The sequence below is a fragment of the Enterovibrio baiacu genome (assembly GCF_004120195.1).
Classification (GTDB): Bacteria; Pseudomonadota; Gammaproteobacteria; order Enterobacterales; family Vibrionaceae; genus Enterovibrio; species Enterovibrio baiacui.
Genome location: NZ_SCHN01000012.1, coordinates 80,803 through 95,263 on the forward strand (window position 1 = coordinate 80,803; position 14,461 = coordinate 95,263).

Annotated in this window: 14 protein-coding genes; 8 read left to right on the top strand and 6 right to left on the bottom strand. The window is 49.7% G+C overall.

The genetic code is table 11. The annotated features are described in order from the left end of the window. Positions 1–185: 185 nt before the first annotated feature. Positions 186–1,193 (top strand): class II fructose-bisphosphatase, encoded by a 1,008-nt coding sequence (gene glpX / locus EQP46_RS13890; protein ID WP_129494239.1) that lies wholly within the window; start codon positions 186–188, stop codon positions 1,191–1,193. A gap of 78 nt (positions 1,194–1,271) precedes the next feature. On the opposite strand, the gene EQP46_RS13895 is transcribed toward glpX, so the two are convergent. Next, positions 1,272–2,759 (bottom strand): DHA2 family efflux MFS transporter permease subunit, encoded by a 1,488-nt coding sequence (locus EQP46_RS13895; protein WP_129494356.1) that lies wholly within the window; start codon positions 2,757–2,759, stop codon positions 1,272–1,274. 65 nt (positions 2,760–2,824) lie between these two features. Continuing rightward, entirely contained in the window at positions 2,825–3,856 is a 1,032-nt protein-coding gene (locus tag EQP46_RS13900) for an HlyD family secretion protein (RefSeq protein ID WP_129494240.1), read from the bottom strand. A 329-nt stretch (positions 3,857–4,185) separates the two neighbouring features. Between EQP46_RS13900 and EQP46_RS13905 the strand changes: the two genes are divergently transcribed. From EQP46_RS13905 to EQP46_RS13915, 3 genes are all read left to right on the top strand, one after another. Beyond that, complete coding sequence (locus EQP46_RS13905; protein ID WP_102317269.1) at positions 4,186–4,806, top strand: helix-turn-helix transcriptional regulator; 621 nt, start codon at positions 4,186–4,188, stop codon at positions 4,804–4,806. A 63-nt stretch (positions 4,807–4,869) separates the two neighbouring features. Continuing rightward, a complete protein-coding gene (locus EQP46_RS13910; protein ID WP_129494241.1) occupies positions 4,870–5,613 on the top strand; it encodes a ferredoxin--NADP reductase in 744 nt (247 codons plus the stop codon). Positions 5,614–5,933: 320 nt separating this feature from the next. Continuing rightward, positions 5,934–6,272, top strand: a complete 339-nt coding sequence (locus EQP46_RS13915) for a DUF3135 domain-containing protein (RefSeq protein WP_129494242.1) — start codon at positions 5,934–5,936, stop codon at positions 6,270–6,272. 73 nt (positions 6,273–6,345) lie between these two features. On the opposite strand, the gene EQP46_RS13920 is transcribed toward EQP46_RS13915, so the two are convergent. Further along, positions 6,346–6,699, bottom strand: coding sequence for a 5-carboxymethyl-2-hydroxymuconate Delta-isomerase (locus EQP46_RS13920; RefSeq protein WP_129494243.1), 354 nt, complete (start codon positions 6,697–6,699; stop codon positions 6,346–6,348). A gap of 279 nt (positions 6,700–6,978) precedes the next feature. Between EQP46_RS13920 and tpiA the strand changes: the two genes are divergently transcribed. Further along, complete coding sequence (gene tpiA / locus EQP46_RS13925; protein WP_129494244.1) at positions 6,979–7,749, top strand: triose-phosphate isomerase; 771 nt, start codon at positions 6,979–6,981, stop codon at positions 7,747–7,749. A 180-nt stretch (positions 7,750–7,929) separates the two neighbouring features. Next, on the top strand, positions 7,930–8,394 hold the full coding sequence (trmL, locus tag EQP46_RS13930) for a tRNA (uridine(34)/cytosine(34)/5-carboxymethylaminomethyluridine(34)-2'-O)-methyltransferase TrmL (RefSeq protein WP_129494245.1): 465 nt from the start codon (positions 7,930–7,932) through the stop codon (positions 8,392–8,394). Positions 8,395–8,479: 85 nt separating this feature from the next. On the opposite strand, the gene EQP46_RS13935 is transcribed toward trmL, so the two are convergent. The 3 genes from EQP46_RS13935 to EQP46_RS13945 form a co-directional block, all read right to left on the bottom strand. Beyond that, a complete protein-coding gene (locus EQP46_RS13935) occupies positions 8,480–10,150 on the bottom strand; it encodes a methyl-accepting chemotaxis protein (RefSeq protein WP_240671737.1) in 1,671 nt (556 codons plus the stop codon). 142 nt (positions 10,151–10,292) lie between these two features. Continuing rightward, complete coding sequence (gene cpxA, locus EQP46_RS13940; RefSeq protein ID WP_129494246.1) at positions 10,293–11,690, bottom strand: envelope stress sensor histidine kinase CpxA; 1,398 nt, start codon at positions 11,688–11,690, stop codon at positions 10,293–10,295. Further along, complete coding sequence (locus tag EQP46_RS13945) at positions 11,690–12,385, bottom strand: response regulator (RefSeq protein WP_129494247.1); 696 nt, start codon at positions 12,383–12,385, stop codon at positions 11,690–11,692. Before EQP46_RS13945 ends, cpxA begins: the two co-directional genes overlap by 1 nt. Positions 12,386–12,631: 246 nt before the next feature. On the opposite strand from EQP46_RS13945, the gene EQP46_RS13950 reads away from it, so the two are divergent. Then, a complete protein-coding gene (locus tag EQP46_RS13950) occupies positions 12,632–13,102 on the top strand; it encodes a Spy/CpxP family protein refolding chaperone (protein WP_192545513.1) in 471 nt (156 codons plus the stop codon). Positions 13,103–13,338: 236 nt separating this feature from the next. Then, positions 13,339–14,229, top strand: a complete 891-nt coding sequence (gene fieF, locus EQP46_RS13955) for a CDF family cation-efflux transporter FieF (RefSeq protein ID WP_129494248.1) — start codon at positions 13,339–13,341, stop codon at positions 14,227–14,229. The last annotated feature ends 232 nt before the right edge of the window (positions 14,230–14,461 follow it).

A 14,461-nucleotide genomic window follows, 5' to 3' on the forward strand; every position in this document is an offset into this window, starting at 1 on the left:
CTTAAACGTAACGCTCGCGGATATCTGGTGAGCGTTACGTTTCTTGTCTCAAAAACGCAAACGTTTCCTTTTTGCTTATGGTAAAATCCGCGCCGAGTTTTTCAGCTACTCGCACGGCCTCATTTCGCACTATTGCACGGCGGCGACTAGCTTCTATTTCACTTCATGAGAACACTGGAGATCGGATGAAACGCGATTTAGCGATGGCTTTTTCACGCGTCACAGAGGGCGCAGCACTGGCAGGTTACAAATGGCTTGGCCGCGGCGATAAAAACGCTGCTGATGGTGCTGCAGTTGAGGTTATGCGCATTCTTCTGAACAAAACCGAAATCGAAGGTGAAATTGTCATTGGTGAAGGCGAGATCGATGAAGCACCGATGCTGTATATCGGTGAAAAAGTCGGTCTAGGCGGCGATGCGGTTGATATTGCAGTCGACCCTATCGAAGGCACACGCATGACAGCCATGGGCCAATCTAACGCATTGGCAGTATTGGCCGCCGCGGAAAAAGGCAGCTTCTTAAAAGCCCCTGACATGTACATGGAAAAACTGTGTGTTGGCCCTGAAGCGAAAGGCGTTATCAACATCGACCTTCCACTTCGTGACAACCTGATCAACATCGCTAACGCGCTTGGCAAAACCTTGGACGAATTGGTGGTCACGACGCTGGCGAAACCACGCCACGACGACACCATCCGTGAAATGCAAGAAATGGGCGTGAAGGTGTTCGCGATCCCTGATGGTGACGTTGCGGCATCCATCCTCACTTGTATGCCAGACAGCGAAGTGGATGTGATGTACGGCATCGGTGGCGCACCAGAAGGTGTGGTGTCTGCCGCGGTTATCCGCGCGCTGGGCGGCGACATGAATGGCCGTTTGATTCCACGTCATGAAGTCAAAGAAGACAACGAAGAAAACCGTCGCATGGGCGAAGTGGAAATTGAGCGCTGTGCAGAAATGGGCATCACCACCAATATCCGTTTGACCATGGAAGACATGGCAAGCAGCGACAACGTCATTTTCTCTGCAACGGGTATCACCAAAGGTGACTTGCTGGAAGGCATCACACGCAAAGGCGATATCGCGACCACTGAAACACTGCTTATTCGCGGTAAGTGCCGCACTATCCGCCGTATTAAATCGATTCACTACCTAGAGCGTAAAGATGACGCGGTAAAAGCCATCATTCTTTAATCGCTCGCTCATCGGTTAGCGCATACGCTGATCGTCAGTGAAAAAAAGCACGCTATTTAGCGTGCTTTTTTGCAGGTGTCAGGATGGCAATGTTCGTTTGGGTGGTTTCTTCTCCGGCTTTTTAAACAGGGTCAGAAGAGGAATTAAGACAAAATACGACACCATGATGAACCCAAACGTGTACACGAACGCCAGCAGGGTTGATTGCTCGTGTAGCATGTTAGTCACGCTCGCAATGAAGCTTGGATCGGTCACCGTTTTCCCTTGAGAGGCAGCAAGGTGCTGAACGACAGGGTTATCCGGCGTAATGCCCGCCCCTAACGCGTGCCACTCTTTTTGCTGAATCTGGCTGAAATAGGTATTCACGATCGAGATACCAAAAGAACTGCCCAACGTCCTGCAAAGGTTGAACACCACCGCCCCGCCCACCGCTTGATTCGGCGCGAGCGTCGCATAAGCCAATTGGCTCAGCGGTGCAAACACTAACCCCATGCCAGCCCCTTGAATGATGCTAGGGATCAGCACCCAATACACATTTATATCGAGTGAATAGCGCATCATTATAAAGCTGCCAATGCCATTGAGAACAAGCCCTATGGTGATCAACATGCGAGGATCGAGGCGGTCGATAAACCGTGAAATGGCCAGGAGCACAATGGCGGAAGCCACGCCTCTCGGTGCCATGACAAACCCCGTGGTGTCTACGGGGTAATTCAGCAGTTGTTCCAACATCATGGGCTGCAATTGGGTGATACCAAACATGCCCATCGAGAAACCTGTCATGATCAAACAAGACACCAACAAGTTGCGGTCTTTAAGCAGCCACATTGGTGCAATGTCGCCTTTGGTTTTGAACGAGCGCACCAAGAAAAATGCCCACGCAAGCATGCTGATCACAAACGCAAACAAGATGGTGTTAGAGCTAAACCATCCGTCTTCATTGCCGCGCTCCAAGACCATTTGCAGCAAACCAATACCAATCGCCATCCCAAACACCAGCGGCCAATCGACCGTGGTTTTATCTCGGCCATCAATGCGCACAAAGATAGCAAGCAGCGTGAGACACAATGCACCTATCGGTAAGTTCACATAGAAAATCCAGCGCCAATCCATGTGTTCCGTGATCACCCCGCCCACTGTTGGCCCTAAAATGGGCCCCAGCAAGACACCGACAGAGAACAACGCCATGGCTTTGCCGCGCTCTTCGGCGGGGTAAATCTGCACCATAATGGATTGAGAGAGTGGAATGACCGACGCACCAAACGCCCCCTGCATAATGCGGAAGATGATCATCTCGGTCAGTGAGTCGGCTTGCCCGCAAAGTGCCGACATGATCACAAAGCCAGTGACAGACACCAGCAGCAGCTTTCGAACACCAAAGCGCAAGCTGAAATAGCTCGCCAGTGGAATACAAATGGCTTCCGCCATGGAGTAAGACGTCAGCACCCAGGTGACTTGTTCGGACGTTACCCCGAGCGCTCCCATCATATGCGGTAACGACACATTGGCGATGGTCATGTCGAGCAGCACCATGATGGCAGACAACATCACCGCCAAGGTCACCATGAGGCGAGTGGTTCCTTCTAGCGGCTTTATCGCATCCGAGCTCGCCGCAGTATTGGCCTCCATGCCTATTTCGCCGCAGTGGTTTCACGCGACAGCGTATCTATGGTCACCGTCGCACTCGCCCCCACCCGCATGGGTGTTGATGGCGAGGCGTTCACGTTGTCATCCAGTTTGATGCGCACAGGAAAACGCTGCGGCACTTTTACCCAGTTTCCCGTGGCATTTTCTGGCGGCAGTAAAGAAAAAGAAGAACCGCTAGCAGGAGAGATGGCTTCAACAACGCCGTTGAAGGTGACATCAGGGTACATGTCTAGCACGATAGCGGCAGGCATGGTGGTTTGGATATGCCCAATATCGTCTTCCTTAAAGTTGGCTTGAACCCAAAACGAATCTGCCTCAATCAGTGGCATCATGGCCTGCCCAGGCGCAACCACACTGCCGGGGCGCACGTTCACATCCCCTAGCCGCCCTGACGATGGCGCAACAATTTCGGTGTACGAGAGATTCAACGAAGCTTCCGACAAAGCCGCCGCTGCTTGCCTCACTTGCGGTGCCGCTTCGCCCACTGCACCTTGTTCACTGATAAGCTGAGACATCCGCGAGCGCGCCACGTCTAAATTATTCTTCGCGGCGGCAAGCTCCGCTTTCAAATCATCGCCATCTTGTTTCGGCAATAATCCTTTAGCCACCAGCGCCATGTTACGTCGGTACTTTTCTTCCGTGTCGACAAGCTGAGCACTGGCCGCGCGGATTTGGGCACTCGCCCCAACAATGGCATCACTGCTCGCTTTATTCGCGGCAGTTGCACTCTCATACGCAGCCTGTGCTTGTTCCAAGCGGGCTTTATAAGGCGCTGGGTTGATCCGAGCGAGCAGCATGCCCTTATCCACATATTGAAAATCAGTGACATCCACCTCCGTCAGTTGCCCACTGATTTGCGGCGCAATGTAGAGGATATTGCCATGCACGTAGGAATCATCCGTGCTGGGGTATTGTGCTTGATGGCGCACATAAAAATATGCGGCAGCAATCAATGCACCTGCCACCAGCATCAGAATTAAAAGGTTCTTTACAGGAAAGGCTTTTTTATCAGCCATTTGGCCTCCTCGGACACGCTAGCCGCCAACAACGGCGTGCTAACATCGATTCACTGAACATCGATGCAGTGTAGTTACGCGGCTTTATTTTGTGAGAGAACAGTGGGCTATCGGCCCTTTTTTCTTGTTGATTTTTACCCTTGCGACATACGTTCTCAGTTGCATGACAAACTTCACACTCTGAGCGCCAACACTTACCCCGCGACGGCAAAAACGCCGTGCTTCAGCGCTCACTCAACACCACGCTGCTACAATAAATAAGTAAAGACATTGCTTTATTTAGCTTGCGCACTTCATAATGGGTCATCAACGGGGAGTAGCGAAACGCGATGAAAACAGTCGACAAAATCCTGAATAAAATTAAACGCGAAGGCGCGATCAGTGCGCGTGTGCTCGCAGATGAAATGGAAATGACCACCATGGGCATTCGTCAGCATCTGCAAGCAATGGAAGATGATGGTCTTCTGGATTTTAGCGATATCCGCGTCAAAGTGGGTCGCCCCACACGCCATTGGTCACTGACGGCGGAAGGCCATCGCCGATTTGCAGACAGCCATGGCGATCTTGCTATTTCCGTGATTGATTCTGTCGAGAGTTTGTTCGGGGAAGCAGGTCTTGCCAAAGTCATTCAGCAACGGGAAGAAAAGACGTTGCAGCAATACCGCGATGCGCTCAAAGATTGCCACAATTTAAAGGCTAAACTTGAAACCTTGGCGTATCTTAGAGAGAAAGAGGGTTACATGGCCGAGGTACAACAAGATGGCGATGCTTTCTTGTTGATCGAAAATCACTGCCCGATTTGCCAAGCCGCAACCCGTTGTCCAGCTTTGTGTAAATCAGAGAAAAACATCTTTAAAACCCTGCTCGGTGAGCACTATCACGTATCCCGTGAGGAGCACATCATCGAAGGGCAACGCAGGTGTACTTACAAAATCTTGTCGAGAGAGTAACGAACGAAAAATAATAAGCAGCCTGTGAGTCAGGGTCGCATCACTGAACAGTAAGGAGCGCATATGGCAAATTGGATCAAAGCGGAAGTCATCGAGAATCGTCGCTGGAATAAGGATCTGTTTAGCCTTGTGCTCGACGCTGACGTATCTCCATTTGTAGCAGGCCAGTTCACCAAGCTCGGTTTAGAAATCGACGGGAAACTCATCCAACGCGCATACTCCTATGTAAACTCGCCCGACAGCAAGTACCTCGAAATTTACGCAACCCGCGTCGCCGATGGCTTACTCTCGCCGCAACTCCATGCGCTTGAACCTGGCGATTCAGTGATGATCACCAAAGATGCCGCTGGCTTCTTTACACTCGATGAAATTCCACAAGGCGAGCACCTTTGGATGCTCTCTACTGGCACCGCGCTCGGCCCGTATTTATCGATTTTACAGCAAGACGACGTTTGGCAACGATTTAGAAAAGTCGTACTGGTTCATGCCGTGCGGTTTTCTGCCGACCTCAGCTACCAAGCAGAAATTAACGCGCTCAAAGATACCCATAGCGACCAAATCATTGTGCAGCCATTTGTCAGTCGCGAACCCACAGCTGGCGCACTGTCAGGCCGTATCACCCATGCATTGGAAGATGGCATGTTAGAGCGATTGGTCGGCTTGCCATTGTCTGCGGAGCATAGCCAAGTCATGTTGTGTGGCAACCCACAAATGGTGAAGGACGTTCGCGCCTTGTTGGAACAAAAAGGGCTAGAAAAGAATTTACGCCGCAAGCCAGGAAACATCACCACAGAACAATACTGGTAAGCCCTCTCTGATGTCGGTACCTCAGGGTATCGACCATCCTCGAACACACTCCCTCTCACCAATACGCCTTTACCAGATAGGGCACTTTGTCCCCATCAAAGCAAAATCGATCGCTTTTACACTCAAGTCTCTCTATTGAGACTGAGTTTTAGCGCATGCCATGTTTCAGTCTGGTATCAAACAATTACCTGTATCACAGCTCAGACACACCAAATTGATTGATCAGATCTGTCTCACTTATGAGCCATTAGTGTGATTGATCGCTCATTTTTTAAACGTATAGTCTAGGGCAAGTCATGAGCAGACGGAGGAGTAATGCCATGAAAACGTTGCCTTCATTCGACGAATTAAAAGCGTTAGCGGAAACGGACCCGCAAGCTTTGGAACAACTCAGATTGGACATGAGCCAAGACATCATCGACAACGCCAGCGAGCACATGAAGCCAAAACTTCAAGCGCAGCTGTGCCACATCAACAACGTCATTGCGGTGGGTAAAAATCCCAACCACGTGAATGCATTGCTGATGAAAGAATTGATGCGTCAGTTTGATCGTTTTGCCACTGCCGTGAATGATCCAGAATCACTCACCGCAACAACGGCAACCGTCACGCCATTTCGCCCTCGTCGCGATACAGAAACGGTGGCGGTAGAAGGGTAAACACATTTTCAGTGCGGTGGTTCGCCACCGCGACTTTTTTACGCCCTTCCTGCCTCAGAAATACATGCCCTGCTTACACGTCGCGTTTTTCCTTCGCGTACCAGCGTCTATCCATGTCTCTTGCATCCACCGTCAAACTCACCACGTCACTCGCATGCTGTTTGAGCACATCCAGCAATGCATGTGTCAGGTTGTATTTCTTACCCTCATCGCGACCGTCTAGCAGCCATAAGGTGACATGAATAAAATTCTCTTGGTTGTCGGCTTCGCCAATGAGCCACTCATGACACGCGTAGGCACGGGACTTGGTATCACTGGCATCAAACTCACCGCTACCAATCACAGTGTGGTGTAAGTCTTCTAGCAATTGTCCGATGTTCACACGCTCTGAAACCGGATCGCTGTACTCCATGACAATATGAGGCATAACTTGCTCCTTGTTACGATATTGAGCCACTGTACCCCAGCATTTCGAGCAATTGTTACTAGAGAGAAGGAAATTAACCTCAGATCACACCTCCATAAGGAGTGCTCTCAGAACGCCATTCCGAAAATTTATAACGAAAATTTGTTACTCAAAGGTTCACTTTTACACGTAAAACGCGTACAAACGATGGCATTTATGATTTTGAGCAGGAAATGCTAGCGGGTCTGCTGCTATCGTTCCCAGCAGTTGAATTGATAATTGGATTACGGAGGAATTCCTATGCGCCGTCCATTGGTAATGGGTAACTGGAAACTTAACGGCAACAAAACCATGGTTGCTGATCTGATCAAAGGCCTAGACGCAGAGCTTAAAGGCGTTGAAGGTGTTGACGTTGCTATCGCACCACCTGTCATGTACTTGGACCTTGCTGAGCAACTGCTAGGCAAAGCGGAAAGCAAAATCATCTTGGGTGCACAGAACGTAGACGTGAACCTAAGCGGCGCATTCACTGGTGACATTTCTCCAGAGATGCTGAAAGATTTTGGCGCAACTCACATCATCATCGGTCACTCAGAGCGTCGTGAATACCACGAAGAATCTGACGAGTTCGTTGCGAAGAAATTTGCATTCCTAAAAGAAAACGGCCTAACGCCAGTGCTTTGCATCGGTGAATCTGACGCGCAAAACGAAGCGGGCGAAACCCTAGCGGTATGTGCACGTCAAATCGACGCTGTGATCAACACCCAAGGCGTTGAAGCACTTAACGGCGCTGTTATCGCGTACGAACCAATCTGGGCTATCGGTACCGGTAAAGCAGCAACAGCAGAAGATGCACAACGCATCCACGCAGCAATTCGCGCACACATCGCAGAGAAAAGCGAAGACGTGGCGAAGAACGTTGTTATCCAATACGGCGGTTCTGTTAAGCCAGAAAACGCAGCCTCTTACTTTGCACAACCTGACATCGACGGTGCACTAGTCGGTGGTGCAGCGTTGAATGCAGAAGGCTTCGCGGCTATCGCGAAAGCAGCTGCGGAAGCAAAAAACTAATCACGGCTTAATGCCACGATAGTTTGCCTCGCACAATCAAAAAGGAAGTGCCTAGCACTTCCTTTTTTGTTAGCAGCACCTTTTTGTTTTTAGTGCCCACGTTATTCTCGCCGAAACCTGCAACTTCCCCTGACTTACGGTTATACTGCCTCTTCCTTTCTAGCGCGGTAATTTAACGTTATGTTTCACATTGCTCTCTACGAACCTCAGATTGCTCCAAATACCGGTAATATCATTCGACTGGCTGCCAACACGGGCTGCAAACTTCATTTGATTGAGCCTCTGGGTTTTGACTTCGAAGAGAAGAAACTGCGTCGCGCAGGCTTGGATTACCACGATTTGACCAACGTCACTCGCTACCCAAACTATGCCGCGTTTCTCGAAGCGATGGGTGACAGACGTATTTTCGCGTGCACGACGAAAGGCAGCCGCCCCCACACTGACGCAACGTATCAAGAAGAAGACGTGCTGCTGTTCGGTTCAGAAACCAGTGGCCTTCCTGATGCTATCCGCGATAATTTCGCCCCAGAGCAACGTATTCGCGTTCCTATGATGCCGAGCAGCCGTAGCTTAAACTTGTCGAACTCCGTCTCGATAATCTGTTACGAAGCATGGCGTCAGCTTGGTTTTAAAGGCGGTATGTAACGCCTTTACCGATAATGCAGACGATAAAAAGCAGGCTAGGCCTGCTTTTTTCGTTTTGTTCGCCACGCCGTGACGAATTCAGTCGCTAAGCCTGTTTACCCACAGAGGCTTGAAGGTTGGTGGCAATGTGGTTGAGTTTTGTCGTTGCATCCACCAAATTCATAATCTGCTGAGCACTTAGCTCTGCCATGTCATTAATCTTGTTCACGTTAACGTTCACTTCTTCAATCACACCGCTTTGCTGTTCTGCTGCACTCGCCACTTGAAGGTTCATGTCAGTCACGCCCGCACTGGCTTCGCTGGCCTGAGAGAGATACTCACCAGATTGGCGAGAGAGCGAAATGGTTTTATCCCCCATCTCACAGCTTTTCTCCATGGTCTCAACCGCTTCTTTGGTCACCGAACTTAATTGCGCAATCATGGTTTCAATTTCGGACGTTGAATCATGGGTACGTTGCGCCAAGCTGCGCACTTCATCGGCCACCACGGCAAATCCGCGCCCTTGCTCACCGGCACGCGCAGCCTCGATCGCCGCATTCAATGCAAGCAGGTTCGTTTGCTCAGCGATGCCTTTAATGACATCCAGCACTGAGGCAATGTTACTGCTGTTTTTTTCCAGCTCGCTCAACGCCGCACTGCTCTGTGAGAGACTTTCAATCAAGTGTTGCGTCTGAATCATCGCTTCTTCATTCACACGCATGCTCTCTGACGACTTGGTTGACGCATTCTCAGTGGCACTTTGTGTGGATGCCGCGTTGTTGGAAATCTCCTGCGCGGTGGCAGACATTTCATTGAAGGCTGCAGCGACTTGAAGGATTTCACTCGATTGCTCGCTCGCATTGTTTTTTACTGCATTTGTCGTCGAGTTTAATGCTGTCACCGCTTCAGACACTTCATCGGCGACTTTGGCAATCATGGCGTTGGTGCTTTTACGTGTCCCTTCCATGTTCTTTTGGAGTACACCAATGATACCAGGTTCATCCACCACACCTGCTCGACTAAAGTCTCCCGCCGCTTGCAAGGCAAGCGCTTCAGATACTTTGTTAAGGCCTGCGTAAATACGACTAAGGATGATTTTTGACATGATGATGGCTATCACTAACGCCAGAATGACGGATCCGATCACGGTATATTCCAAGATGATGGCGCGTTTTTCGATATCAAGGACCGCGGTTTCAGTAAATTGACCAACGTCGGACAATAAGCTGTCCACCATCTTGGTTGTCGTTTCAGCTTCTTCACCGACCACCTTGTCCAACACTTCGGCCTCGTGAAAATGCTGACCTTCCAGCTCTTTGAAAACATCTTCAACATGCACCATCCATTTGGCGTGTAACGCCGATGCCTCGTTGAGCTTATTGTCGGCGGCGGTAAACGCGAGTTTTTCTTCTTCAGTGCCTTTTAAAATGCCATCAGCCAACAGCGTTTTAATCTCTTTTTTGTCTTTAATGACCTTGTCACCGAGCTCATAAAAATACGCCTTTTCTTTCGCGTATTGCGCTTCAGCTCCCGGCTCAATCCCTACTCCAAGGGCATAACGAAAGGCTTTGTTGTAGTGAACTCGCTGCTCAACCTGATGTTCAGTTGCTCTACTGATAGCGGCTAACACAGGGATATCTCTGTGAGCCACACCTTGAACATGACTCTCAATGTAAGCCAACTTGTAGAACACAAACGCGCCTACCACGATTTGGATACCACACACCAAAACGACAAACATTGTGAGTCGTTGTTTTATCGTCATTGAAGAGGACATAAGCTAACCATTCCTTAGAAGCATAAACTGCAGGGGGTACAAAGATTGACGTCGAAAAGACGTCAACCTGTTCTAAGGTTAGCCGTTGGTTTTTAAAATGAGACATTCAACTGTAAAGATAATGCAGCAAAAGCTCTCAGGACTATGAATGTGTGACGAGGCTAAAAATTAACCGAATGGTTAATCCCCCCTTATCATTTAGCAGCGCCTCTGCACGACCGTTGTGCTGCCGCATAGCACTATCAGTGATGGCAAGCCCAAGCCCGGTACCGCCACTGATGCGATCTCTTGCCGTCGAAACACGGTAAAAAGGCCTGAATATGTCTTCGAGCATTTCGGGTGGCACACCATTGCCATCATCGCTTACTTCCACAAGCAGGCTTCGCGCTTCAACAGTAAACGTCACGTTAATCTGTGTGTTCGCGTATTTGATGGCATTGCGCACCACATTTTCTAATGCGCTGCACAGGAGCGGACCATTACCTTCAATGTTCGCATTGGGCAAAGGCTGATAGCTGAAGTGCTTGTCACATTGGCTCGCTTCAAACTCAGCATCTTCCATCAGTGTCTGCCAAAGATCATCGAGCGAAAACACATCGCGTTCGGCATGGCTGTTCAACTGCATGCGTGACAGCGACAGCAAATCTGCAATCATTTGCTCCATGCGTTCTGCTTCGGTATCAATGCGGGCTAAATCTCCGCTTTCACCCTGCTTACGCATTGCCAAGGCATTCGCCATGCGAAGACGCGTAAGCGGAGAGCGTAGCTCGTGAGATATATCGGAAAGTAGACGTTGTTGACCACTGACCATTTGATTCAGCGCTGTCACCATCTGGTTAAAACTCGCACCCGCCTGACGAAACTCTTGCGGGCCTTGCTCAAGGCTAGGGTCGAGTTCAAAACGCCCTTCAGCAACGCGTTCTGCCGCTTGTTGGAGACGACGAGCAGGTCGACTCACCGCCCATGCGAGCCAGAGCAAAAATGGGGTACTGACCACCATGGTGACCAGCAGCAATTGAAAGGGTCTATCAAGAATCTGCACGTAGAATGGCGGCGCTTCTCGCCATAATTTTCCTACGTACATCAAGGCTTGTTCATCACCGTCAGAAATCAAGAACGGCCCTGCCAACATCCATCGACCATACAGACGCTGCATGGGTGCCTCAGGGTTATCAGCCACACTGGTGAAGTTTTTCAGTACACGGCTACTGCCATGATGACCGCTGAATAGCATCTCGCCCTCTAACCCGGTGAAGTAGAGTTTTCTCGGCGCACGCTCAGGCTGTTTTTTCTGTATCTTTTTGAGCTTTGACTGCAAGCTCCCATGCTTGCGGGCGACATCCTGCGATATGTCTTCCGCTAGCTCGGTATATTTCACTTTGACGGCGTCAGGCAAGTTGCGCTGTTGGCGTGGGTCACTGTGTTGGGCAGCCAATACAGCAATCAGCACCAGCAATAATGTCAGCCAAAAAATCGCAAATATGCGCCCATAAAGGCTTTTGATTCGTGGGAATTTTATTTTCGACAAGAAGAACGTCATTACACCTCCACCAGCAAATAGCCGCGCCCACGCAAGGTCTTGATACGCGGTTTGCCGTCAGCACGTTCAGGTAGTTTCTTGCGAATGTTGGAGATGTGCATATCAATCGCGCGATCAAACGGCGCAAGGCGTTTCCCCAACACATTCAAACTGATATCGGCTTTCGCAACAATGGTGCCCGGCTGCCTAACCAAATAGGTCAGCAACGCGGTTTCTGTGCCCGTCAGGTCAATCAACTGCTGTTGGCAATACACTTCCATCTTGCCTGGGAAAATTTCGATGTCTTGGTATTCAAGTTTCTCTTGCACATCGTCGCTGCGCTTTTCGTCATTGCCTTTGCCCGTGCGACGTAAAATGGCGCGCATGCGTGCGAGCAACTCTCGGTCACTAAACGGTTTCGGCAGGTAGTCATCAGCACCCAGCTCTAAGCCCATCACGCGATCGATTTCTTCCCCTTTCGCGGTCAGCATCAATACGGGGGTTTCCCATTGGTCGCGCAAACGTCGCAAGGTTTCCATACCGTTCAGCACGGGCATCATGACATCCAGTAGTACCAAGTCGGTGTCGACGGCAATTTTTTCCAAGCCTTGCTGACCGTTGTCGGCAATGTTGACGGAATAACCTTCAAGCTCAAGAAGATCTTTTAATAAGCTCGTCAATTCAGTGTCGTCATCAATAAGGAGAATGTTTGCCATGGTCGGTGATTGCCTTCATCAGTAATGTCAGGGGAATACCCAAGCAACCTAAGCGGCTTTCTTTAGCCAGTCTCTTTAGGTTGTGTGAATACAGTATCTGCCAATCTCGAATGTGATTCCATGCGTAAAGCGGAGGTTTACCGCGCTTTACATAAGTTTACCTTGCCTGCACACCGGTTTACGTCCCAAGCGATAAAGTTACTCCCATCAAACGACACAACAAAAAAACAAACCGGAGAAAACACCATGAAATTTTCTAAACGTATTGCTGCTACCGTTATCGCCCTGCCTCTGATGATGGGTTCTATGTCTGCCATGGCGTTTGGTGGTAAACACCACGGTGGCGAAGGCATGATGGGTGGCAAACACCTACTACGCGGCATCGACCTCACGGATGCGCAAGAAGAAAAAATTGATGCACTTCGCGAACAAAACCGTGATGCGAAGAAAGCAAACAAAGCGAAAAACAAAGAAGCAATGATGGCTGACCGTCAAGCGATGCAAACACTGCTTCTTGCCGACAACTTCGATGAAGCCGCTATCCGCGACCTTGCGAAGAAAATGTCAGACCAACAAGTTGAGCGCCGTATTTCTCGAATGAAAGCACAGCACGAAATGCTCAACGTTCTGACGCCAGAACAGAAAGTTCAGGTGAAAGAAAACATGGCAAAAATGGCTGAACGCATGCAAGAGCGCATGAAGAAGCACCACGGCTAATCGCCACTTCACCGCCAAGTGAGTATCCCTTCATGCCAGCCCCTGCTGGCATGTTGCTTTTTTGGCGCAAGAAAATACTAACGCGATGCCTTAAAACACAACGTTTAGATGGGGTACTCGACCTTTCCTCACAACCTTTCCCTTTCAACCTTGCTTGATTGAATACGCTCGCAATTGCTTAAAACCACACCAAAAAACGTTATACTCTGCGCACTTGTTCAGAATACGTTCTCAATATGACTAAAAATTACGCCCGGCTCGTTCAAATGGCCGCATGGGCAGCCACAATCACAGCCACGTTTCTTCTTATCATGAAGCTCTTCACTTGGTGGTACACAGGCTCTGTGAGCTTGTTAGCATCACTTGTTGATTCTCTGATCGACCTTCTCGCCTCTGTGACGAACCTTTTTGTTGTGCGCTATGCATTGCAACCCGCCGATGAAGAACATCGCTTCGGACACGGCAAAGCGGAATCACTCGCTGCCCTCGCGCAATCTGCATTCATTGTGGGCTCGGCATGTTTCTTGTTGCTTAACGGTGTTGAACGTTTCTTCAAACCCGCTGAACTTCATCACCCTGAAGCGGGCGTCGCCATCAGTGTCGTCGCAACGCTCATGACGGGTTGCTTAGTGCTGTTCCAAAAATGGGTGGTGCGCAAGACGGGAAGCCAAGCGATTTCCGCTGATTCCCTTCATTACCAATCCGATCTTCTCATGAACATCGCGATCATTATCGCGCTAGGGCTATCGTGGTATGGCTTCTCTCAAGCCGATGCCATTTTTGCCATTCTGATTGGTCTGTTTATTTTGGTGAGCGCGTTCAAAATGGCGAATGAGGCCGTGCAATCTTTGCTGGATCATCAACTCCCTGTGGAAGAGCAAGAAAAGATCATGACATTGGCGTCAACCGTCGCGGGTGTGCAAGGCGTTCACGATCTTCGCACGCGTCAGGCAGGTGCAACACGCTTTATTCAGCTTCACTTAGAGTTGGATGACGACATGAAATTGGTGGATGCGCACCGCATTGCGGATGAAGTGGAAGACAGGCTTGAGATCGCTTTTCCCAATGCCGACATCTTGATTCACCAAGATCCCGTCTCAGTGGTAGGAAAATCTCCACGAGAGTAAAACTAACACACAAATTGTCACAAAAATTTGTAACCGTTACTGATATTTATCAACGAAAAACGGTAGCGAAATTGTAATAGTCTTACATAAGTAGGAAAGTTACAGTTTTAAACGAGCAGCCAGCAAGCTAAACTGGCACGTCAAGCATGCCTGAGGCAAACCCGCGATACCTACTAAGACTTTTCTTAGCGAAGCAGGGTGCGAGGCCTAAGTTTCTGCATGCAAACCGGAT

Coding starts and splice junctions, on each gene's coding strand:
- trmL (WP_129494245.1), top strand. CDS start 7,930: ATGTTTCACATTGCTCTCTACGAACCTCAGATTGCTCCAAATACCGGT.
- EQP46_RS13915 (WP_129494242.1), top strand. CDS start 5,934: ATGAAAACGTTGCCTTCATTCGACGAATTAAAAGCGTTAGCGGAAACG.
- EQP46_RS13945 (WP_129494247.1), bottom strand. CDS start 12,385: ATGGCAAACATTCTCCTTATTGATGACGACACTGAATTGACGAGCTTA.
- EQP46_RS13895 (WP_129494356.1), bottom strand. CDS start 2,759: ATGGTGACCTTGGCGGTGATGTTGTCTGCCATCATGGTGCTGCTCGAC.
- cpxA (WP_129494246.1), bottom strand. CDS start 11,690: ATGACGTTCTTCTTGTCGAAAATAAAATTCCCACGAATCAAAAGCCTT.
- EQP46_RS13900 (WP_129494240.1), bottom strand. CDS start 3,856: ATGGCTGATAAAAAAGCCTTTCCTGTAAAGAACCTTTTAATTCTGATG.
- EQP46_RS13950 (WP_192545513.1), top strand. CDS start 12,632: ATGAAATTTTCTAAACGTATTGCTGCTACCGTTATCGCCCTGCCTCTG.
- tpiA (WP_129494244.1), top strand. CDS start 6,979: ATGCGCCGTCCATTGGTAATGGGTAACTGGAAACTTAACGGCAACAAA.
- EQP46_RS13920 (WP_129494243.1), bottom strand. CDS start 6,699: ATGCCTCATATTGTCATGGAGTACAGCGATCCGGTTTCAGAGCGTGTG.
- EQP46_RS13905 (WP_102317269.1), top strand. CDS start 4,186: ATGAAAACAGTCGACAAAATCCTGAATAAAATTAAACGCGAAGGCGCG.
- EQP46_RS13910 (WP_129494241.1), top strand. CDS start 4,870: ATGGCAAATTGGATCAAAGCGGAAGTCATCGAGAATCGTCGCTGGAAT.
- glpX (WP_129494239.1), top strand. CDS start 186: ATGAAACGCGATTTAGCGATGGCTTTTTCACGCGTCACAGAGGGCGCA.
- EQP46_RS13935 (WP_240671737.1), bottom strand. CDS start 10,150: ATGTCCTCTTCAATGACGATAAAACAACGACTCACAATGTTTGTCGTT.
- fieF (WP_129494248.1), top strand. CDS start 13,339: ATGACTAAAAATTACGCCCGGCTCGTTCAAATGGCCGCATGGGCAGCC.